General features: G+C 69.4%; 17 protein-coding genes. 10 read left to right on the top strand and 7 right to left on the bottom strand.

The window, feature by feature from the left end:
- Nucleotides 1–12: 12 nt before the first annotated feature.
- Together ACODT0_RS34940 and ACODT0_RS34935 are read right to left on the bottom strand one after the other, a co-directional pair.
- The gene (locus ACODT0_RS34940; RefSeq protein WP_489043342.1) at nt 13–2,460 is read right to left on the bottom strand and encodes a type VI secretion system Vgr family protein; all 2,448 of its coding nucleotides are present in this window, start codon (nt 2,458–2,460) and stop codon (nt 13–15) included.
- 131 nt (nt 2,461–2,591) lie between these two features.
- Nucleotides 2,592–3,068 (bottom strand): Lrp/AsnC family transcriptional regulator, encoded by a 477-nt coding sequence (locus tag ACODT0_RS34935; protein ID WP_057594358.1) that lies wholly within the window; start codon nt 3,066–3,068, stop codon nt 2,592–2,594.
- Between the two features lie 178 nt (nt 3,069–3,246).
- Between ACODT0_RS34935 and ACODT0_RS34930 the strand changes: the two genes are divergently transcribed.
- The 5 genes from ACODT0_RS34930 to ACODT0_RS34910 all read left to right on the top strand — a co-directional run bounded on the left by ACODT0_RS34930 (nt 3,247) and on the right by ACODT0_RS34910 (nt 13,006).
- Nucleotides 3,247–6,849 carry an indolepyruvate ferredoxin oxidoreductase family protein gene (locus tag ACODT0_RS34930; RefSeq protein WP_489043341.1) on the top strand — a complete coding sequence of 1,201 codons (3,603 nt, stop codon included), beginning with the start codon at nt 3,247–3,249 and terminating at the stop codon, nt 6,847–6,849.
- A gap of 331 nt (nt 6,850–7,180) precedes the next feature.
- Nucleotides 7,181–7,513: a preprotein translocase subunit YajC gene (gene yajC, locus ACODT0_RS34925; RefSeq protein ID WP_057594360.1), complete on the top strand. Its 333-nt coding sequence runs from the start codon at nt 7,181–7,183 to the stop codon at nt 7,511–7,513.
- Nucleotides 7,514–7,606: 93 nt separating this feature from the next.
- Nucleotides 7,607–9,499: a protein translocase subunit SecD gene (secD, locus tag ACODT0_RS34920; protein WP_489043340.1), complete on the top strand. Its 1,893-nt coding sequence runs from the start codon at nt 7,607–7,609 to the stop codon at nt 9,497–9,499.
- Between the two features lie 12 nt (nt 9,500–9,511).
- On the top strand, nt 9,512–10,465 hold the full coding sequence (gene secF, locus ACODT0_RS34915) for a protein translocase subunit SecF (RefSeq protein WP_057594362.1): 954 nt from the start codon (nt 9,512–9,514) through the stop codon (nt 10,463–10,465).
- A 165-nt stretch (nt 10,466–10,630) separates the two neighbouring features.
- Complete coding sequence (locus ACODT0_RS34910; RefSeq protein WP_489043339.1) at nt 10,631–13,006, top strand: DUF1631 family protein; 2,376 nt, start codon at nt 10,631–10,633, stop codon at nt 13,004–13,006.
- Nucleotides 13,007–13,019: 13 nt separating this feature from the next.
- Here the strand turns inward: ACODT0_RS34910 and ACODT0_RS34905 are convergent, their stop codons facing one another.
- From ACODT0_RS34905 to ACODT0_RS34895, 3 genes are all read right to left on the bottom strand, one after another.
- Nucleotides 13,020–13,538, bottom strand: a complete 519-nt coding sequence (locus ACODT0_RS34905; RefSeq protein WP_057594364.1) for a Smg family protein — start codon at nt 13,536–13,538, stop codon at nt 13,020–13,022.
- Between the two features lie 127 nt (nt 13,539–13,665).
- A complete protein-coding gene (dprA, locus tag ACODT0_RS34900) occupies nt 13,666–14,820 on the bottom strand; it encodes a DNA-processing protein DprA (protein ID WP_489043338.1) in 1,155 nt (384 codons plus the stop codon).
- Nucleotides 14,821–14,836: 16 nt separating this feature from the next.
- The gene (locus ACODT0_RS34895) at nt 14,837–16,051 is read right to left on the bottom strand and encodes a LysM peptidoglycan-binding domain-containing protein (RefSeq protein ID WP_057594366.1); all 1,215 of its coding nucleotides are present in this window, start codon (nt 16,049–16,051) and stop codon (nt 14,837–14,839) included.
- Nucleotides 16,052–16,211: 160 nt separating this feature from the next.
- On the opposite strand from ACODT0_RS34895, the gene def reads away from it, so the two are divergent.
- The 5 genes from def to ACODT0_RS34870 are packed head-to-tail and all read left to right on the top strand — an operon-like array spanning nt 16,212 to nt 19,279.
- A complete protein-coding gene (gene def / locus ACODT0_RS34890; protein WP_057594367.1) occupies nt 16,212–16,733 on the top strand; it encodes a peptide deformylase in 522 nt (173 codons plus the stop codon).
- Between the two features lie 3 nt (nt 16,734–16,736).
- Entirely contained in the window at nt 16,737–17,240 is a 504-nt protein-coding gene (locus ACODT0_RS34885) for a hypothetical protein (protein ID WP_057594368.1), read from the top strand.
- A complete protein-coding gene (gene fmt / locus ACODT0_RS34880) occupies nt 17,237–18,196 on the top strand; it encodes a methionyl-tRNA formyltransferase (protein ID WP_489043337.1) in 960 nt (319 codons plus the stop codon). The genes ACODT0_RS34885 and fmt overlap by 4 nt, the downstream gene beginning before the upstream one ends.
- Nucleotides 18,197–18,203: 7 nt before the next feature.
- Nucleotides 18,204–18,944, top strand: coding sequence for an AzlC family ABC transporter permease (locus tag ACODT0_RS34875; protein ID WP_057594369.1), 741 nt, complete (start codon nt 18,204–18,206; stop codon nt 18,942–18,944).
- Entirely contained in the window at nt 18,941–19,279 is a 339-nt protein-coding gene (locus tag ACODT0_RS34870) for an AzlD domain-containing protein (RefSeq protein ID WP_057594370.1), read from the top strand. The genes ACODT0_RS34875 and ACODT0_RS34870 overlap by 4 nt, the downstream gene beginning before the upstream one ends.
- On the opposite strand, the gene ACODT0_RS34865 is transcribed toward ACODT0_RS34870, so the two are convergent.
- The gene (locus ACODT0_RS34865) at nt 19,263–20,177 is read right to left on the bottom strand and encodes an NAD(P)-dependent oxidoreductase (protein WP_489043336.1); all 915 of its coding nucleotides are present in this window, start codon (nt 20,175–20,177) and stop codon (nt 19,263–19,265) included. The genes ACODT0_RS34870 and ACODT0_RS34865 overlap by 17 nt on opposite strands.
- A 66-nt stretch (nt 20,178–20,243) precedes the next feature.
- A complete protein-coding gene (locus ACODT0_RS34860; RefSeq protein ID WP_057594372.1) occupies nt 20,244–21,227 on the bottom strand; it encodes a Bug family tripartite tricarboxylate transporter substrate binding protein in 984 nt (327 codons plus the stop codon).
- Nucleotides 21,228–21,265 lie beyond the last annotated feature (38 nt).

Raw genomic sequence — 21,265 nt, 5'->3', positions numbered from 1 at the left:
GACGCTTCGCTTTCAGAGCGACACCGGATAGGCCGCATCCCGGTCGGGCGACCGTCGCCATGTCGCCCGGGGAAAGGTCTGGCGTTCGAGCGGCCTCTGCATCGGCCCCACCTGCGCATGCAGCGCCGCATGCTCCTGCCAGGTGCCGGCGGTGCCATGCACGATCCCCTGCGCGCTCCATTCGGTGTAGCTGCCGCCGCCGATGATCACGACCTTCTTGCGGGCGCTGATGTGGAGCTCGCCGTCGATGCTCCGGATTCGCACGTCCTTGTGCGCGAGCAGCACCAGCTCGTCCGCATGGGCTTCGATGTCGATCGGTCCTTTAGCGGCGATGAAGCGGATGCCGTGCCGCTGCGTGAAGGCGCGGATGCCCTCGGCGGCGCTGGCGAGCCAGCGTCTGGCGCTGCTGAAGCCGAGATGGCCGCTGCTCGTGAAGGCCGCGTGTGTCTTGGCGTGCAAGTGCAGCGGACCCGCTGTCGAGGCCACGATGCCGGCGGGGCTCGCGAGCACCAGGTGCGGCGCTTCCAGTTCGGGGAATGGATCGCCCGTGCCGGCGATGGTCGTGTTCTGCCTTGCGAGCGCCTGCTGCACTTCGTCCTGGTCGATGCCGGCCTCCTGCGCGCGGTGCAGCCTGGCGGTTTCCGCGAGCATGTCGTGCTGGTCCTGCGCACGGGCCAGCCGCGCGGTGGTCTCGCCCATGTCGAGCGCATGGTTCGCCGCGTTCGGCCGGGCCTCGGTGGTGATCAGCATCCCCCGTGCCGCCCTCAGCACCCCGTGCCCGTCGGTGCGCAGCTCGAAGCCCTCGCCGCGCTCCTCCTTGCGTCCCGCATGGTCCTCGATGCGCGCGTAGCGCCCCAGGCTCAGCACGCTGCACTGGTGGTCGCTCCTGAGCTGCGCCTGGATCCGATCGGGCGTGTCGTCCAGCACCAGGTGGTTGCTGCGTCCCGCCGCCGCATTGCCGCCGCCCTCGGTCAGCTCCCGGCTCCTGAACCCGCTGAGCGCGGCCTGCTGCGGCAAGGCCCACGGCGGCAGGTTGTCCCGGTCATGCACCCGCCCCGTGCAGATCGGCAGGTCGGCATCGCCGCCGATGAAGCTCACGATCACTTCCTGGCCGATGCGCGGCAGCCAGGCGCCGCCGAGCTGGTTGCCCGCCCAGGGCGCGCTCACGCGCAGCCAGCAGCTGCCGTGGGCGTCGTGGGTGCTCTCGCGGTCCCAGGGGAACTGCACCTTGATGCGGCCCAGGGCATCGGTCCAGAGGTTCCGGCCCGCGGGGCCGACGACTCTTGCCACCTGCGGGCCGACGGCCACGGGCTTGGGCCGCACGAGCGCGGGGCGCAGCGGTTCGGCCAGCGGGTGGGCGGTGAAGTCGAGATTCACGCGCCAGTGCGCGCGGCGGTTGCTGTCGGCGCCGACCTCCTCGATCAGCAAGCGGGTGTCGAGCGCGAGGTACTCGGTGGCCTCGACCTCCTGGCGCGGGTGGCCGTGCAGGCGGAAGGTGTGTCCAGGGGCCAGGCCCCGCAGGGGTCCGCAGCCCCGCGCGCGCACCGCCTCGGCGCGCAGGGCCTGCAGGCGAAGCAGCGCCAGCTGGCGGCCCTCGGCGAAAGGATCGTTCGCGGCTTCCTCGAAGCCCCCGCGTCCGGCCCGAGGCTGCGCCCAGTGGCTGCCGCCCACCGGGTCGTGCCAGCTGTAGACCTCGGCCCGTGAATCGCCCTGGCCGACGGAAAGGTCGGCCCGCGGCCGCATGTAGTCGTACTCCCGGCTCGCATACCGCCCGCTGGCGATCCGGTGCATGGGCACGAAGCCGTGGACGTACTCCGCATCGAGCTTCCAGCCCGGCGGGTGGAAGTCCAGGTCGCGGTAGCGCCCGGCAGCAGGGTGGAAAGCCCCGGTCCCATCGCCGAGCACCAGCCGGTGCGCCCCGCCCGCATGCTCGAAGTGATAGCCGATGCCCCATTCCTGGCACAGGCGCTCGAAGAAGGCGAAGTCGCTCTCGTTGAACTGGGTCTGGTAGTCGCGCGGCGGATAGTGCTCGGCCAGGCGCCAGCGCACGGGAAAGGGATAGCGCGCGAGCAGGGCCTCGAGGATCTGCACGACCGTCAGGTCCTGGAAGATCCTGCAGTCGGTGCGCAGTTCGGCCAGGTGCAGCCAGGGCCGCAGTGTCAGCAGGTATTGGGCGTGGCGGCCCGCCTCGCCGAGAAAGGCCGCCTCGGTGACGAGCGCGTTGATCTCGCGCACGCCGTCCGCACCATCGTCGAGCGCGATGCGGCAGTGGATCTCGCGGCCGATGAAGGCATCGAGGTCGAGGTCGGCGTCATCGGGCGACTCGAGCAGCAGCTCATAACAGAACAGCGCATCGAGCCCCTCGCGGCCCGACAGCCGCACGGCCCGCAGCGCGGGCTGGCCATCGACAAGGGGAAGCGCCGGTCCGGAGACCGACAAGGTGCGCGGCAAGTTCGACATCGGCGTGACCTCCCAGGGAACGAGGTCGCGCAGTGTGCAAGCGCCATCGCGTTGGCACTGCAAACAATGGTCATCCCCGCAAGCGAGCGCTCACAAAAGCGCCGCGGGGCGGAGAAAAGTCATGGCCGCCGCTACTTCGCCAGGTGCCCCAGCGGCAGCGCGCTGCTCGCCTTCACCTCGCCGAGCGAGAAGCTGGTGTGCAGGTCCTTCACGTTCGGCAGGTTCATCAGGTGCTGCCGCGCGAAGGCGGAGAAACCGTCGAGGTCGCGCGCCACCACCTGCAACTCGAAGGTGCCCGTGCCGCTGATGTAGTGGCAGGCCACGACCTCGGGCATCTTGCGGATGGCGTCCTCGAGCTTGCGGGTCGCTTCGTTGGTGACGCGCTCGGTGTCGACGCGCACGAAAGCGAGCACGCCCAGCCCGATCTTGTGCCGGTCGATCTCGGCGCGGTAGCCCTTGATGAAGCCGGCCTCTTCCAGCGCGCGCACGCGGCGCCAGCAGGGCGCGGCCGACAGGCCCACGCGCTGCGCAAGCTCGGCGTTGGTGAGGCGGCCGTCGGTCTGCAGTTCTTGCAGGATGGCAAGGTCGAACTTGTCAATGCTTTCCATAAGCCTCGATATTAAGCAATCTTCTTTCTGGAAGTGGCTTTTTGGGGGCATGGAAAGCAAACACCTGTCGCGGACCCCGGCATACACTTTGCGTGATCATGGGCTCGCGCCCGACCGGGCACAGACCCGCACCTATCAGCCAGGCCCACAAGGCCCTGCCACCACGGAGACGACAGACATGAATGCCCCGCTGCCCGAGCACATCCGCCGCGCGCTAGAAACCGTCACGCTCGACGACAAATACAGCCTCGACTACGGGCGCGCATTCATGAGCGGGGTCCAGGCCCTGGTCAAGCTGCCGATGCTGCAGCGCCTGCGCGACAAGCAGGTCGGCAAGAACACGGCCGGCTTCATCAGCGGCTACCGCGGCTCGCCGCTCGGCGGCTACGACCAGGCGCTGTGGAAGGCCAGCAAGTTCCTCAAGGAACAGAACATCGTCTTCCAGCCCGGCGTGAACGAGGAACTCGCGGCCACCGCGCTGTGGGGCACCCAGCAGCTGGGCTTCTCGCCGCAGGGCACCAACAAGTTCGACGGCGTCTTCGGCATCTGGTACGGCAAGGGCCCGGGCGTGGACCGCTGCTCCGACGTCTTCAAGCACGCCAACATGGCGGGCACCACCGCCTGGGGCGGCGTGATCGCGGTGGCCGGCGACGACCACATCTCCAAGAGCAGCACGGCCGCGCACCAGAGCGACCACATCTTCAAGGCCTGCGGCACGCCGGTGTTCTTCCCGGCCAACGTGCAGGAAATCCTCGACCTCGGCATCCACGCCTTCGCGCTGAGCCGCTTCTCGGGCGTGTGGTCGGGCATGAAGACGATCCAGGAGATCGTCGAGTCGAGCGCCACGGCCATGATCGACCCCGAGCGCGTCGACATCGTGATCCCGACCGACTTCGAGATGCCGCCCGGCGGCCTGCACATCCGCTGGCCCGACCATGCGCTGGAGCAGGAAGCCCGGCTCATGCACTACAAGTGGTATGCCGCGCTGGCCTACATCCGCGCCAACCGCCTCAACCACAACGTGATCGAGGGCCCGAACGACCGCTTCGGCATCATGGCCAGCGGCAAGGCCTACAACGACACCCGCCAGGCCCTGATCGACCTGGGCCTGGACGACGCGGCCTGCCGCCAGCTCGGCATCCGGCTGCACAAGGTGGGCGTGGTGTGGCCGCTCGAGGCGCAGCTCACGCGCGAGTTCGCCACCGGCCTGCAGGAGATCCTGGTGGTCGAGGAGAAGCGCCAGGTCATCGAATACCAGCTCAAGGAAGAGCTCTACAACTGGCGCTCCGACGTGCGGCCCAACGTGGTCGGCAAGTTCGACGAGGGCGAGGTGCACGCGGCCGAGGGCTACTCGGGCGGCGAATGGTCGATGCCCAACCCGACCGCCCACACGCTGCTGCGCGCCAATGCCGACCTGAACCCGGCGCTGATCGCCAAGGCGATCGCCGGGCGCCTCAAGAAGACGGGCCTGCTGCCCGCCGGCTCCGACATGGCGGCGCGCATCGACGCGCAGCTCGCGATCCTCGAGGCCAAGGAGCGCTCGATGCAGGTGATCCAGGCCGAGGGCGTGAAGGACGCGCGCCAGCCCTGGTTCTGCTCGGGCTGCCCGCACAACACCAGCACCGTGGTGCCCGAGGGCTCGCGCGCCATGGGCGGCATCGGCTGCCACTTCATGGCGACCTGGATGGACCGCTCCACCATCGGCTTCACGCAGATGGGGGGCGAGGGCGTGCCGTGGGTGGGCCAGCAGCCGTTCACGACCGACCAGCACATCTTCGCCAACCTCGGCGACGGCACCTACTTTCACAGCGGCCTGCTGGCGATCCGCCAGAGCATCGCGGCCGGCGTGAACATCACCTACAAGATTCTCTACAACGACGCGGTCGCGATGACCGGCGGCCAGACCGTGGGCGAGCGCCCCGAGGGCCACTCGGTGCTGCAGATCGCCGAGAGCCTGCATGCCGAGGGCGCCAAGAAGGTCGTGATCGTGACCGACGAGCCCGAGAAATACGAGGGCGTCAGCATCCCGGGCGACCACGTGCAGGTCAAGCACCGCGACCTGCTCGACGAGATCCAGCGCGAGTTCCGCGCGATGCCCGGCACCACGGCCATCATCTACGACCAGACCTGCGCCACCGAGAAGCGCCGCCGCCGCAAGCGGGGCACGGCCGTCGATCCGGCCAAGCGCGTGGTCATCAACGAGTTGGTCTGCGAAGGCTGCGGCGACTGCGGCGTGCAGAGCAACTGCCTGAGCGTGGAGCCGCTGGAGACCGAGTTCGGCCGCAAGCGCGCGATCAACCAGAGCACCTGCAACAAGGACATGAGCTGCCTGAAGGGCTTCTGCCCGAGCTTCGTCAGCGTCGAGGGCGGCCAGCTCAAGAAGAAGGCGAAGAACAAGGCGGCCACGCCGACCGAGTTCGGCCTGCTGCCCGAACCCGCGATCCCGTCGCTGGACGGCGGCAAGGTCTGGGGCGTGGTGGTGGCCGGTGTCGGCGGCACCGGCGTGATCACCATCGGCCAGCTGCTGGGCATGGCCGCGCACATCGAGGCCAAGGGCATCGTCACGCAGGACGCGGCCGGCCTGGCGCAGAAGGGCGGCGCCACCTGGAGCCACGTGCTGATCGGCGACACCCAGGGCGACATCCGCACCACCCGCGTGGGCACCGCGGCGGCCGACCTGATCCTGGCCTGCGACCCGCTGGTGTCGGTGAACGGCGAGACCATGGCGCGCATGCGCGAGGGCCGCACCCACGTGGCGCTCAACACGCACAGCACGCCCACCGCGGCCTTCGTGCGCAATGCCAACTGGCAGAACCCCGAGGACGCCTGTGCCGCCGAGATCGCGCGCGCCGTGGGCGCCGAGGGCGTGGGCGCCTTCGATGCCGACGCGGCCGCGACCGCGCTGATGGGCGACACCATCTACGTCAACCCGATGATCCTGGGCTACGCCTGGCAGAAGGGCTGGATCCCGCTGGCGCACGAGTCGCTGATGCGCGCGATCGAGCTCAACGCCGTGGCGATCGACAACAACAAGGCCGCCTTCGAATGGGGCCGCCAGGCCGCCGTGCGGCCCGACGAGCTGCAAAAGCGCGTGCGTCCCGGCCAGGTGATCGAGTTCAAGAAGCGCGAGAGCGTCGACAGCCTGGTGGCGCGCCGCGTCGAGTTCCTGACCGGCTACCAGAACGCGGCCTATGCCGACGAGTACCGCCGCTTCGTCGCCAAGGTGCAGCAGGCCGAGAGCAGCCTGACCGGCAAGAGCTCGCTGACCGAGGCGGTCGCGCGCTACCTGTTCAAGCTCATGGCCTACAAGGACGAGTACGAGGTCGCGCGGCTGCACACCGACCGCGCCTTCCTCGAGCGCATCGAGGGCATGTTCGAGGGCGACTTCAAGCTCAACTACCACCTCGCGCCGCCGCTGATCGCGAAGAAGAACGCCAAGGGCCAGCTCGTGAAGCAGAAGTTCGGCCCCTCGATGCTGACGGGCTTCAGGCTGCTGGCGAAGCTCAAGGGCCTGCGCGGCACCGCCTTCGACGTGTTCGGCCGCACCGAGGAGCGCAAGACCGAGCGTGCGCTGATCGGCGAGTACCGCGCGAGCATCGACGAGGTGATCGGCGCGCTGCGCGCCGACAACCATGCGCTGGCGCTCGAGATCGCCACGCTGCCCGAGCAGATCCGCGGCTACGGCCACGTGAAGGAGCGCAACCTCGAGGCCGCGCGCATCCGCTGGAACGAGCTGCTGGCCAGGTGGCGCCAGCCCCGGGCCGAGCGCGCCGCAGCCTGAGCGCGCGCCCGCCGGCGCGGGCCCGCGCCAGCGGGTCCGGCGCCGAAACGGTGCTGTCACAGGCACCGCTTAGGATCGTTGCTATCTAAAACATAGCGATCCAGGAGCGCCTCCCCCACTTCGAATGCCCACCGCCTCGCGCCGGATAAGCGCGCGGGGCGGCGCTTCGCCACGAATACAATGCCCGGTGCTGTGCGCGGCCCCCGTCCGCCGAGCTTCGATTTGCGGCCCGTGCCCGTGGACCCCTGGCCCGTTGAAGGCCCTGGTGTCGCCAGACCCCGAGCGCGGCTCGCGCCGGCGCCCTTACCTCTTCCCTCTGTTGGAGACTTCCTTGTTCATTTCTACTGCTTTCGCCCAGACCGCCGCTCCCGCTGCCGGAGGCGGCGACATGATGTCCTCGCTGGGCAGCATGCTCCCCCTGGTGCTCATGTTCGTGGTGCTGTATTTCGTCATGATCCGCCCGCAGATGAAGCGCCAGAAGGAAGCCCGCGCCATGATCGAGGCGCTGGTCAAGGGCGACGAAGTCGCCACCGCCGGCGGCGTGCTCGGCAAGATCACCTCGGTCGGCGACCAGTACCTGGGCCTCGAGATCGCCAACGGCGTCGAGATCAAGGTGCAGCGCAGCTCGGTGGTGCAGGTGCTGCCCAAGGGCGCCGTCAAATAAGAAAGAAAAGCGTGGCCCGGTCTTGCGCTTCGTTGCCCCGGACCTCAAGTCACGCCGTGTCCCGTTCCTGCCGTCTCTGAAAAGCGCGATCTCATGAACCGTTACCCGGTCTGGAAGTACGCGATCATCGTGATCGTGCTGCTCGTGGGGCTGATCTATGCCCTGCCCAATTTCTTCGGCGAGGCGCCTGCGGTGCAGGTCTCGTCGGCCAAGTCGACCGTCAAGGTCGACGCCGCCACCCAGACCCGCGTCGAGGAGGCCCTGAAGGCGGGCAACCTCGTGCCCGATCTGATCACGCTCGACGGCGGTTCGCTGCGCGCGCGCTTCGCCAGCCCCGACGAGCAGCTCAAGGCGCGCGACCTGATCCAGCACGCGCTGGTGCCCGATGCCGCCGACCCGCCCTACACGGTGGCGCTGAACCTGGTGTCGCGCTCGCCCAAGTGGCTCACCGCGCTGCATGCCTTCCCGATGTACCTGGGGCTCGACCTGCGCGGCGGCGTCGACTTCCTGCTGCAGGTCGACATGAAGGGCGCCATCGACAAGAAGGCCGAGTCCTTCGCGAGCGACCTGCGCACCAACTTCCGCTCGAAGGACATCCGCGGCACCCAGGTGAGCCGCAACGGCCAGGCCGTCGAGGTGACCTTCCGCGACGCCGCGATGCTGGAAAAGGCCAAGCAGCTGATCCAGGACCAGTTCCCCGACCTCACGACCACCGATGGTCCGGACGGCAGCAACTGGCGCCTCGTCGCCACCATCAAGCCCGAGGCCGCGCGCCGCCTGCAGGACGCCGCGCTCAAGCAGAACATCACCACGCTGCACAACCGGATCAACGAACTCGGCGTGGCCGAGCCCGTGATCCAGCAGCAGGGCATCGACCGCATCGTCGTGCAGCTGCCGGGCGTGCAGGACACCGCCAAGGCCAAGGAAATCCTCGGCCGCACCGCCACCCTCGAGATGCGCCTGGTCGACGAGTCGTCCGAAGGCCGCGCGGCCGAGCTCAGCGGCGGACCGGTGCCCTTCGGTTCGGAGAAGTTCTTCGACCGCGCGGGCCGCCCGGTGATCGTCAAGAAGCAGGTGCTGGTGACCGGCGAGAACCTCACCGACGCGCAGCCCGGCTTCGATCAGCAGAGCAACCAGCCCAAGGTCGACCTGACGATGGATGCCAAGGGCGGCAACATCATGCGCGACGTCAGCCGCGAGAACTACAAGAAGCGCATGGCGATGATGATCTTCGAGAAGGGCAAGGGCGAAGTGCTCACGGCTCCCTCGATCAACGGCGAGCTGGGCAACCGCTTCCAGGTGTCGGGCTCGATGAGCGTGAGCGAGGCCAACGACCTCGCGCTGCTGCTGCGCGCCGGCTCGCTGGCCGCGCCGATGGAAATCATCCAGGAACGCACCATCGGCCCGACGCTGGGCGCCGACAACATCGACAAGGGCATCAAGTCCGTGATGTACGGCTTCCTGGCGATCATGGTCTTCATGTGCGTGTACTACGCGCTGTTCGGCCTGTTCTCGTCGATCGCGCTGGCGGTCAACCTGCTGCTGCTGGTGGCGCTGCTGTCGATGATCCAGGCCACGCTCACGCTGCCCGGCATCGCGGCCATGGCGCTCGCGATCGGCGTGGCGATCGACTCCAACGTGCTGATCAACGAACGCGTGCGCGAGGAGCTGCGCAACGGCGCCTCGCCGCAGGCGGCCATCCACGCCGGCTACGACCGCGCCTGGGGCACCATCCTCGACTCCAACGTGACCACGCTGATCGCGGGTATCGCGCTGCTGGCCTTCGGCTCGGGTCCGGTGCGCGGCTTCGCGGTGGTGCACTGCCTGGGCATCGTGACCTCGATGTTCTCGGCCGTGTTCTTCTCGCGCGGCATCGTGAACTTCTGGTACGGCGGCAAGAAGAAGCTCAAGAGCGTGTCGATCGGCACCGTCTGGCGCCCCAAGACCGATACCGCCGACGGCACGTCCGTGGCCCAAGCCAAGTAAGGAAAGAAGGCCATGGAGTTCTTCCGCATCCACCGCACCATTCCGTTCATGCGCCATGCCCTGGTGCTGAACATCATCTCCTTCGCGACCTTCGCGCTGGCGGTGTTCTTCCTGATGCACCGCGGCCTGCACCTGTCGGTCGAGTTCACCGGCGGCACCGTGATGGAGGTGGCCTATTCGCAGCCCGCCGACGTCGGCAAGATCCGCGACGCCGTGAGCAAGCTCGGCTACCAGGAAGTGCTGGTGCAGAACTACGGCAGCTCGCGCGACGTGCAGATCCGCCTGCCGGCGCGCCAGGGCATGAGCGCCGAGCAGCAGAGCGTGCCGGTGATGGCCGCGCTCAAGGCCATCGACCCTTCCGCCACGCAGCGCGGCATCGAGTTCGTCGGCCCGCAGGTGGGCGAGGAGCTCACCACCAACGGCCTGAAGGCGCTGGGCATGGTGGTGGTCGGGATCATGATCTACCTGGCGTTCCGCTTCGAATGGAAGTTCGCGCTCGCCACCGTGCTGGCCAACCTGCACGACGTGGTGATCATCCTGGGCTTCTTCGCCTTCTTCCAGTGGGAGTTCTCGCTCGCCGTGCTGGCGGCGGTGCTGGCGGTGCTGGGCTACTCGGTGAACGAATCGGTCGTGATCTTCGACCGGATCCGCGAGAACTTCCGGCGCTACCGGAAGATGACGACCACCGAGATCATCGACAACGCGATCACCTCGACCATCAGCCGGACCATCATCACCCACGGCTCCACGCAGCTCGTGGTGCTGTCGATGTTCTTCTTCGGCGGCCCGACGCTGCACTACTTCGCGCTGGCGCTCACCATCGGCATCTGCTTCGGCATCTATTCGTCGTGCTTCGTGGCGGCCGCCATTGCGATGTGGCTCGGCATCAAGCGCGAGGACCTGATCAAGGGCCCGATCAAGCGCGAAGGCGATCCGGACGATCCGAACGCCGGCGCGGTGGTCTGAAGCGGCGCCCCTGCGGCGTGCGCTGGGCAAGGTAAAGTCGGGCCCGTCCTTCGCCGCGAGGCGCCCATGCAACGCGACCGGGCGCGCACCCTTGTGCGGATGCGCTTCCCGATGCAAGCTCGCGTCTGTCGGGTGAAACCGGTACCTGCCCCCTGATCTTCCTCAATGAGCATTGCGCGATCAGCCTCGTCCCTGCAGCTCGCTCGCGAGACGCGTGAGCGTTTCGTGCTGGCGACGGAAGGCGCCATCGTTCCGCTGGCCCGCGCCGTCCGCGACCGCCTGACCCAGCTGGCTTCCGAAGTCGGCAGCGCGCGCGCCATGCAGGAGCACCGCGACGACTTCGTGGCGTTCCAGGGCAATGCCTCGCAATGGGTGTCGCTCGCGCAGACCGGCTGGCGCAAGGCGCTCGGCGAGAGCGGCCCCAGCGGCTTCCACAGCTCGACCTCGCACACGCAGATGCTGCGGCTCGAGCTGATCGGCGACGAGGTGGTGGAAAGCAACATCCTCTCCTCGCGCCTCGCGCAGGTGATCCACGACCGCGCGAGCTTCGAGCTCAGCGACCTGCGGCTGCGCATCCAGCACCTCGAGGGCACGAGCGAGCTCGACGGCAAGGACGTGCTCAAGCCCGAGACCCTGGCCAAGCTGCTGGTCGAGCAATGGCTGGCCGCCGGCCTGAGCCGCCAGCTCTGGGCTCGCGTGCAGGAGACGGTACAGGCGCAGCTGGTCGACGTGGTCGCCAAGGCTTATGAAGACGCCAATGCCCACCTGGTCGCCAACGGCGTGATGCCCGAGATCGACCTCAAGAGCTTCGTGCGGCGCACGGGTGGTGCGACCGGCCCGGGTGCTCCGGGCACAGCGGGCGCAGCGGGCGTTTGGCAAGCCGACGGCCCCGTGGCGCCGGGCGGCGCGATGTCGTCGACGGCCTCCGTGCCCGGCACGTTCCAGCGCGGCGGCGGCGTGCCCTCCGGCGGCTCGCCGCTCGCCACGGCTCGCCAGCGCGCCCAGACCGCGCTGCTGAACCTCAAGCGCTTCGTCACCGGCCGCATCGGCGGCGACACCGGCAACAGCACGCAGCCGGCCTCGTCGATCGGTATCGACGGCCGCGGCACTGCCGGCGGCGCCGACTTCGGCGCGCCGCGGCCTTTCTCGCGCACCTTCGCGGGCGCCATCGCCGATGCCGAGGCCGCCTACCGCGCGGCCGCCACCCAGTACCTGGATGCCCCGGGCGAGCAGGCCACGCTGATCCAGCAGAGCGCGGTCGACCTGCGCCGTCGCAGCACCGAACTCAAGAAGCGCGCGCCGACCACCGCCGACAAGGCCACGGTCGAGATCGTCGCGCTGATGTTCCAGGCCATCCTGGCCGAGGAGCGCATTCCGTTCTCGGCGCGCGTGTGGTTCGCGCGGCTGCAGATGCCGGTGCTGCGCGTGGCCATCGCCGAGCCCGAGTTCTTCGGCACGCTGCAGCATCCCGCGCGCATGCTGATCGACCGCATGGGCTCGTGCGTGATGGGCTTCGACGCGGCCGCGATCTCGGGCAGCGCGCTCGAGAACGAGATCAAGCGCGTGGTGCAGGTGATCGAGCAGTACCCCGAGACCGGGCAGCGCGTCTTCAAGCTGGTGTTCGACGAATTCGTCGCCTTCCTCAACCGCTACCTCACGCAGAGCGACACCGCGCAGCGCGTGATGAGCGTGGCGCAGCAGGTCGAGCAGAAGGAGACGATGGCGATCCAGTACACCATCGAGTTGCGCAAGATGCTCAACGACATGCCGGTGCGCGACGAGATCCGCGAGTTCCTGTTCAAGGTCTGGGCCGAGGTGCTGGCGATCGCCGCGCTGCGCTACGGCGGCCAGGACGAGCAGACCGTGACGCTCAAGCGCGCCGCCTCCGAACTGGTGTGGGCCGCGAGCGCCAAGCCCAGCCGTACCGACCGCGCGCGTGTGATCCAGGACCTGCCGCAGCTGCTGCAGCGGCTGCGCCAGGGCATGGCGCTGCTGGGCATCGTCGACGAGCCGCAGGAGGTCTACATCAAGACCATCGGCGCCACGCTGTCCGATGCCTTCATGCTCAAGACCGAGGCCATCCCGCAGGCCAAGATCGAGGCCATGGCCGAGCGGCTCGCGCACCTCGAGGACTTCGTGAGCGACAGCGGCGGCGATGCCGACCTGCCGCTCGACGCCACCAACATCGAGCTGCTGCTCGGCGTGGACGCGAGCGCGATCGAGGTCGTGGCCGACACGGCGGGCGCGCGGGCGAGCGAGGACATGCTGGCCTGGGCCAACGAGCTGCAGGTGGGCACCTGGTTCATGCTCGACCACAACGACCGCGTGAGCCAGGTCCAGTTCGTCTGGCGCAGCGACCGCAAGCAGTTGCACCTGTTCGCCTCGGCCGACGGGCGCAGCTTCCTGATCCAGGCCGGGCGGCTCGCGTCCTACCTGCAGGCGGGGTTGCTGACGCCGGCCGAGGAAGAAACGCTGACGGTGCGCGCCACGCGCGAGGCGCTCGCGAAGCTCGACGCGAATCCCGAGCGCCTGTTGAACTGAGGCGCCGCAGGGCTCAGTGCGCGAGCCGGCCTTCGTGGCTCTCGCAGAGCTCGTCGAGCACCAGCGCATCGGGCTCGATGCCGGTGCTCCAGTGCACCATCAGCACGATGATCTTGAGCTCGTCGAGCGCCACCGGCGCGCCCGGCGCGGCCATCGCGCGCTCGACCACGATCTCGCGCATGTCGCAGGGCAGCACGTTCGAGCCTTCGAGGAACTGGATGAAGCCCAGGCACTCGGCGCCCAGGTGGTCCTGCTCGGCCTGCGAATACACGCGCATCGAATCGGGCGACTGCGGCCGCGTGGCCTCGGCGCTGCTGCGCAACGCGACCGTGACGCTGCGGCCCTCCTCGTCGTTGCGCTTGAGCTGCACGCCTTGCGTGGCGAGGCTCAGGCCATCGAGCCATTGCAAGGCATCGCGTATCTCCTCGGCCTCGAAGCCGTGGGCGCTGAGCTTGCGGCTCAATTGTTCGGGTTCAGGGCAGGCATCGCTGCGCCAGTAGTTTTCGTAGACGAACACGAGCACTTCGAACATGGGCCCAATATAGCCCACGATCATGGACACGACGCGACGCGTGGTGCAAATGCAAGGATCGGCGTAAATACCGATGGCCGCCCGCGAGGCCGTGCGCGACGGTGGCGGGTGGTGCGCGTTCGTGCGCTCAGGCCGCGCCCATGCGCTGGAACAATCCGCCCGGCAGGCGCGCCACGCGGCCGTCGAGTTCGAGCTCGAGCATGCGGGCCTGCAGCGCCGCGGCACTCCAGCCGGTGCGCGCGCCCAGTGCATCGAGGCTCACCGGATCGAAGCCCAGTGCCTCGAGCAACGGATCCCCGTGGTCCGTGCCGCCGCTCCACGGCCTGAAGGCGTCCGGCGATGGCTGCTGCGCGAGCGGCTGCAATTCCTCGAGGATGTCGGCCACCGACTCGACCAGCTTCGCGCCCTGGCGGATCAGCGCGTGGCAGCCGCGCGACTGCGGCGAGTGGATCGAGCCGGGGATCGCGAACACCTCCTTGCCCTGCTCGGACGTGAGCCGCGCCGTGATCAGCGAGCCCGAGGCCAGCGCCGCCTCGACCACCAGCGTGCCGCGCGCGAGTCCCGCGATCAGCCGGTTGCGCTTCGGAAAGTTCTGCGTGAGCGGCGGCGTGCCGAGCAGGAACTCGCTCACGATCAGGCCCTGCTGCGTGATGCGCTGCGCGAGCTCGCGGTGCCGTGCCGGATAGACGCGGTCGAGCCCGGTGCCGACCACCGCCACCGTGGCGAGCCGCGGCCCGGTGCCCGCGGCATCGGCCGCGTCGAGCGCGCCCTGGTGCGCGGCGCCGTCCACGCCGAGCGCCAGGCCCGAGATCACGGGCAGGCCGGCTTCGCCGAGCGCGCGGCCGAAGGCGCGCGCGTTCGAGGCGCCCTGCGGCGTCGGGTTGCGGCTGCCGACCACGGCGAGGCTGTGGCCGAGCTGGGTCAGGTCGAAGGCTTCGGCGCCCAGAACGTGCAGCATCAGCGGCGGGTCGGCGGTCTCGAGCAGCGAGCGCGGATAGCCGGCATCGCCGAGCGTGACGATGCGGCGTACCACCGCGTCCTCGCCGTCCTCTCGCTGGCGCAGCCATAGCTGGGTCTGGTCGATCAGCGCCTGCAGGTTGGGCGGCATCTGTCGCAGCGCCGCGGCCTGGGCCTCGCTCACGACCTGCCGCAGCGCGGTCTCGCTCTGGGCGAAGACATCGGCCGGCAGGCCGAAGGCGGCCAGCAGGCGGCGCGCGGCGCCGTCGCCGATGCCCGGCGTCAGCGACAGCCGCAGCCAGCCCGCGAGTTCTGCGCGGTCCACGCGGGAACCGGGTGGGTCAGGGGTTGACGATGAAGTCGCCGGCGCGCGGGGTGTCGTTGATTTCGAGCACCAGCGCGTACGAGACCTTCTCGAAGGGACGGAACACCATCAGCAGGCCGATGCGTTCGTTCGGCAGCTTGATGGTTTCCTTCCTGTCGCCCGTGCGGTCGAGGATGGTCTCGCCGTTCTTGAGGATCGCCAGCACATGGCCGCTGTCGATGCCGTCGCGCGTGCCCTTGTTGATGGCCACCACCTGGTTCTGCGCCGCGAACTGCACCGCGTTGCCGTAGACCGAGACGATGCGGCCCTCGACCTGCGTGGACGGCGCGCGCGGCGCGTAGCTCAGCAGCTGGCGCGGCGGCTCGGGCAGCAGGCGGTCGCCGGCGCGGATCTCCTCGCGCGCCGCGATCACGTCGACGGTGGCGGGCACGACCGTGATGTAGTCCTTGTCGTCCTTGGTCTCGACCGTGGTCGACTCGCCGCGCTGCAGCTGGACCTTGCCCAGGTACTGGGCCTCGTAGCCGAGGATCTCGCCGGTGCCGGGGTCCTTGAGCGGCGTGGCGCTGCGGAACACGCGGAAATGCTGGATCGGGCCCGGCACCTCGAGCAGCGGCGAATCCTTCTCGCCGCGCGCATAGGCGCGGTCGCCGCGCGACAGCAGCACGCGGCTGTCGTTGCCGGCCACGATGCGCGGCGCGGCCTGCAGCGTGTTCTCGTCGACCACGATCGGCTCGCTGAGGAAGGGCTCGATCAGGCTCGGGTTGAGCGTGGGCAGCGCCATGCCGGCCAGCGAGTCGAAGCGCGTGCGCGGCGTGAGCTTGATGGTGCCGCCCTCGCCGCCGACGCCGCGGCGGGTGGTGAGGCGGGCGCGGCCGCCGCTCTTGTCGAGGTAGAGCACCTGGCCCGGGTAGATGCGGTGCGGGTTCGCGATCTCGTTGAGATTCATGCCCCAGAGCTCGGGCCAGCGCCAGGGGCGCAGCAGGTACAGGCGCGAGATGGCCCAGAGCGTGTCGCCGGGCTTGACCGTGTATTCGTCGGGCGCGTTGGGCGCCAGCTCGCTGAGCGGCACGCCGGCCTGCGCGGTCTGCTGGGCCGTGGCGCGCTGCTGCGCGGTGATCGGATAATTCTGCGCCCAGGCCGTGGTGCCGACGCCACCCGCCGCAACGACCGCGAGGGCTGCCAGGGAGGCGGAGAGGTTCGGGCGGCGAGCCGGGATTGGGAGCTTTTTCATGTCTGGATGGGTGAGCGCGCGACGTATCGCGGCGCATACGAATCTCACAATTTGCTACGAATTCTGGCGCCAAGCCCCCGGAAGGGCAACGTTTATCCGGCAAACGCGCGGCCTGGGGCCGCCGAATTGGCGAAAATAGCCACAACTTCCCCCCGATTTCATGGCCAAACGAATCATTCTGAGTTACCCGGACAAGCGCCTGCACACGGTCGCCAAGCCCGTGCAGGGCGTGGACGCGCGCATCAAGGCCCTGGTGGCCGACATGCTCGAGACCATGTACGACGCCAACGGCATCGGACTGGCCGCGACCCAGGTCAACGTGCATGAGCGGGTCGTGGTCATCGACGTGTCGGAAGAGCGCGACCAGCCGCTGGTGCTGATCAATCCCGAGATCACCTGGGCCAGCGACGAGAAGGTCGTCAACGAGGAAGGTTGCCTCTCGGTGCCCGGCATCTACGACGGCGTCGAGCGCTCGACCTCGGTCAAGGTGCAGGCGCTCGACCTCGACGGCGAGCTGCGCAGCCTCGAGGCCGAGGGCCTGCTGGCCGTGTGCATCCAGCACGAGCTCGACCACCTGCTGGGCAAGGTCTTCGTCGAATACCTGTCGCCGCTCAAGCGCAACCGCATCAAGAGCAAGCTGCTCAAGCAACAGCGCGAGGACCTGCGCGAAGGCAGGGCCTGAGCGATGCGCTTCGGTGCCTCGAGCCGCCTGCCCCTCCTCTGCGCCGCCGTCCTGCTGGCGCTCGCCGGCTGCGCCAGCGAACCCACCCGCATCGTCCCCGGCACCTCGGCCGCCGAAACCCTGCAGCGCCTGGGCGAGCCCACGGGCCGCTATCCGCTGAACGGCGGCGGCGAGCGGCTGCAATACTCGCGCACGCCGGCCGGCTTCGAGGTCACCGACATCGACGTCGACGCCAGCGGCAAGGTGGTCTCGGTGACCCAGGTGCTCGACGAGCGCCGCTTCGACCATGACATCCAGGTCGACAAGTGGCGCCAGAACGACGTCATGGCCTTCTACGGCCGCCCCTACGAGATCCGCCGCGTGACCTCCTTCGACGGCAATGTCTGGACCTGGCGCTACAAGGCGGTGAACGAGCGCCGCCTGCTCCATATCTACATCGACCCCGCCGGCGTGGTGCGGCGCTATCACACGGGCGACGACCTCGACTTCGATCGGCTGCGCTGGTGAGCCCGCTGCGCGTCGTTTTCGCGGGCACGCCCGAGTTCGCGCGCGTCGCGCTGGAGGCCATCGCGGCCGCCGGCCATGACGTGGCGCTGGTGCTGACCCAGCCCGACCGCCCGGCCGGCCGCGGCATGAAGCTGCAGGCCTCGCCGGTCAAGCAATGCGCGCTGGCCAGGGGCTGGCCCGTGGCGCAGCCGCGCAGCCTGCGGCTGGACGGCAAGTACCCCGACGAGGCCGCCGCCGCGCGCGAGGCCCTGCTGGCGGCGCGCGCCGACGTGATGGTGGTCGCGGCCTACGGCCTGATCCTGCCGCAGTGGGTGCTCGACCTGCCGCGCCTGGGCTGCCTCAACATCCACGCCAGCCTGCTGCCGCGCTGGCGCGGCGCCGCGCCGATCCACCGCGCCATCGAGGCCGGCGACGCGCGCACCGGCATCACGATCATGCAGATGGATGCCGGCCTCGACACCGGCGACATGCTGTCGGTCGAGGCGCTCGAGATCGGCGAGGACAACACCGCCCGCCTGCACGACCGGCTGGCCGCGCTCGGCGGCCGCATGATCGTCGAGGCGCTGGCCGGCGCCGCCGAAGGCCGGCTGGTGCGCACGCCGCAGCCGGCCGAGGGCGTGACCTACGCCAACAAGGTCGAGAAGCAGGAAGCGCTGATCGACTGGCGGCGGCCCGCCGCCGAGATCGAGCGCCGCATCCGCGCCTTCGATCCCTTCCCGGGCGCCAACAGCCCGCTCGAGAACGAGACCATCAAGCTCTGGGCCGCGCATGCCGTGGCCGGCACGGTCTCGGACGCGCCCGGCACCATCCTCGCGGTGACCGGCGACGGCATCGCGGTGGCGGCCGCCGATGCGGTCGTGACCGTCACCGAGCTCCAGCGTCCGGGCGGCAAGCGCCTGGGCGTCGCCGACTTCCTGCGTGGCTTCGACCTGAAGACCGGCCAGGTGTTCGGGTGAGCGCCTGATGTTCCTGTCGGCCGCCATCCGGCGCCGCCCGCAGTTCCGCGTGGGCGTGCGCGACATGACACCCGTGGCGCTGGGCATCGGCGCCTGGGGCCTGATGACCGGCGTGGCCATGGTCAAGTCGAACATGAGCGTGCTCGAGGCCGTGGCGATGACCCTGCTGGTCTACGCGGGCAGCTCGCAGCTCGCGGCCATTCCGCTGCTGTTCGCGGGCGCGCCGGCCTGGGTGATCCTGGCGACCGGCTTCTGCGTCAACCTGCGCTTCGTGGTCTTCAGCCTGCACCTGCGGCCCTACCTGATGCACATGCCGCGCTGGCGCCGCATGCTGCACGGCTACCTCACGGCCGACATGAGCTATGCGCTGTTCACGAAGCAGTACCCGGCGCCACCGGTCACCGACGAGGAACGGCTCGCGCAGGAGGCCTACCTCACGGGCAACTACGCCGTGACCTGGTGCGCCTGGATGGGCATGAGCCTGCTGGGCATCGCGCTGGCCAACCTGATCCCGCAGAGCTGGGGCCTGGGCTTCGCGGGCGTGCTGAGCCTGGTGGCGATCGTCTGCTCGATGGCCACGACGCGGCTGCGCATCCTCGCGGCGCTGATCGCGGGCGCCACGGCGGTGGCGGCCTATGCGCTGCCGCTCAAGCTCAACATCGTGGCCGCCATCGGCGTGGCAGTGCTGCTGTGCTTCTGGCTCGAGAAGCAGTTCGGCCTCGACCCCGCCGCGGAGGACGACAAGTGAAGGGCGAGACCGACCTCTGGACGCTCGCCGTGATCGTCGGCCTGGCCGGCGTCACCGTGCTCACGCGCTGCTTCTTCTTCATCCTCGACCGGCCCTGGGGCCTGCCCGAGTGGGCGCACCGCGCGCTGCACTACGCGCCGGCCGCCGCGCTGGCCGGCGTGATCGCGCCCGAGATCGTGATGACGCAGGGCCACCTGATCACCTCGCTGCACGACGCGCGCATCTACGCCACCGTGGTCGGCGCGGCCTATTACTACTGGCGCCGCGGCGTGCTCGGCACCATGCTGGCCGGCATGGCGGTGTACCTGCCGCTGCACCTCATCTGGGGCTGGTAGCCGAGCGGATCTCGGTGCCGGCCTCGGTCTCGACCCAGCGCACCAGCTCGCTCACGCTCACGCCGGGTCCGCGCGCGGCATCGGCCTGCTGCCACAGCCGGCGGCCCTCCTCGCTGATCGGCGCCGGCATGCCGAGTTCGCGCGCCAGGTCGACCGCGATACCCATGTCCTTGAGCATCAGCTCGAGCTTGAACGGATCGTCGAAGCTGCGGCTGATCACGCGCTGGTGGATGTGCGTGCGCGTGATCCACGAGCCGCCGGTGGCCTCGTTGAGCACGTCGGTCATCACGGCCGGATCGAGCCCGGCGCGGGTGCCGATCGCCAGCCCTTCGGCCGTGGCCGTGAGCGTCACGGCGGTGATCAGGTTGTTGAGGCACTTCATGGTGTGGCCGGCGCCGAGCGCGCCCAGGTGGAACACCGCGCGGCCCATCGCGTCGAGCAGCGGGCGCGCGCGCGCCACGTCGGCTTGTGCGCCGCCGACCATGAACACCAGCTCGGCCGCCTGCGCGCCCCAGGCCGCGCCCGAGACCGGTGCGTCGACCATCGCGATGCCGTGTTCGGCCAGCCGCGCGGCGGTCTCGCGCGTGATCCACGGTTCGGCCGAGGAGGTGTCGAGCAGCAGGCCGCCGCGCGCCCAGCCCGCGAGCAGGCCGTCGTCGGCGAACACCACCTCGCGCACCACGCGGCCGTTGGGCAGCATGGTCACGATGACGTCGCTGTGCACCGCCACCTCGCGCAGGCTGGCGCGTGCCGTGATGCCGGGCTGCGACTCGGCGAGCCGCTGCGCCGCGCCGGGCGCGAGGTCGTAGACCGAGACCGCGTGGCCGGCGCGCGCCAGGTGGCCGGCCATGGGCGCGCCCATGACGCCGAGGCCGATGAAGCCGACGCGATCGCGCACGGTCGAAGCTGGGGATGGTTCGTTGGACATGAATGAGAGAAAAAAGCAGTCGGATGAAGAGCGTGTTCAGTCGAGCTGCACGCCCGAAGTCTTGATGACCTGGCCCCAGTACGCGCTCTGCGAACGCGCCATCTCCTGGAACTCCTTCGGCGTGCCCGGCAGCGCCTCGAAGCCGAACTCGCTGAACACCTGCTGGATGCGCGGCGTCTGCAGCGCCTTGTGCAGCTCGGCGTTGAGCCGGTTCACCACCTCGGGCGGCATGCCGGCCGGGCCGATCAGGCCGTGGAAGGCGAAGGCGTTGACTTCCGGATAGCCGAGCTCGGCGAAGGTCGGCACCTCGGGCAGGCCCTTGGCGCGCTGCGGCAGCGCGATCGCCAGCGCGCGCAGCTTGCCGGTCTTGAGATAGGGCAGCGCGGCCGTGAGGTCGAGCATCATCATCGGCACCTGGCCGCCCATGATGTCCTGCAGCGCCGGCGCGCCGCCCTTGTAGGCCACGTGCGTGATCGACAGGCCGGCCTTCTGCTTGAACAGCTCCATCGCCATGTGGTGCGGCGTGCCGATGCCCGGCGAGGCGTAGTTGGTCTTGTCGCCGTTGGCCTTCACGTAGGCGACGAAGTCCTTGAGGGTCCTGGCCTGGAAGTCGGGCCGCACCACCAGCGCCAGCGGAATGCGGCCGATGGCGCCGATGTAGGTGAAGTCGCTCGCGGGCTTGTAGGGCAGCTTGGCGAACATGTGCTCGTTGAACAGCAGCGCCGCGTTCTCGGCCTGCATGATCGTGTAGCCGTCGGGCTTCGACTGCATCAGCAGGCCGACCGCGATGTTGGTCGAGGCGCCGGGGCGGTTGTCGATCACCACCGGCTGGCCCAGCGAGGGCTGCATCGCGTCGGCGAGCTGGCGCGCGATGTTGTCGGTGCCGCCGCCCGCGGCATAGGGCACCAGCCACTTGATCGGCTGGTTCGGATAGGGGCCGCTCTGGGCCGACGCGAGGCTGGCGCCGGCCAGCGCGAAGGCGGCGAGCACGGGGGCGATCAGGGGCAGGAAGCGCTTCATCGGTTTGTCTCCGGGGTGGTTTTTTCTTCAGGGGAAAT

This window comes from Variovorax sp. FG153, assembly GCF_057809595.1.
Note: the sequence above shows the minus strand (reverse complement) of the source record. Positions and strands in the feature narration are given on the sequence as shown.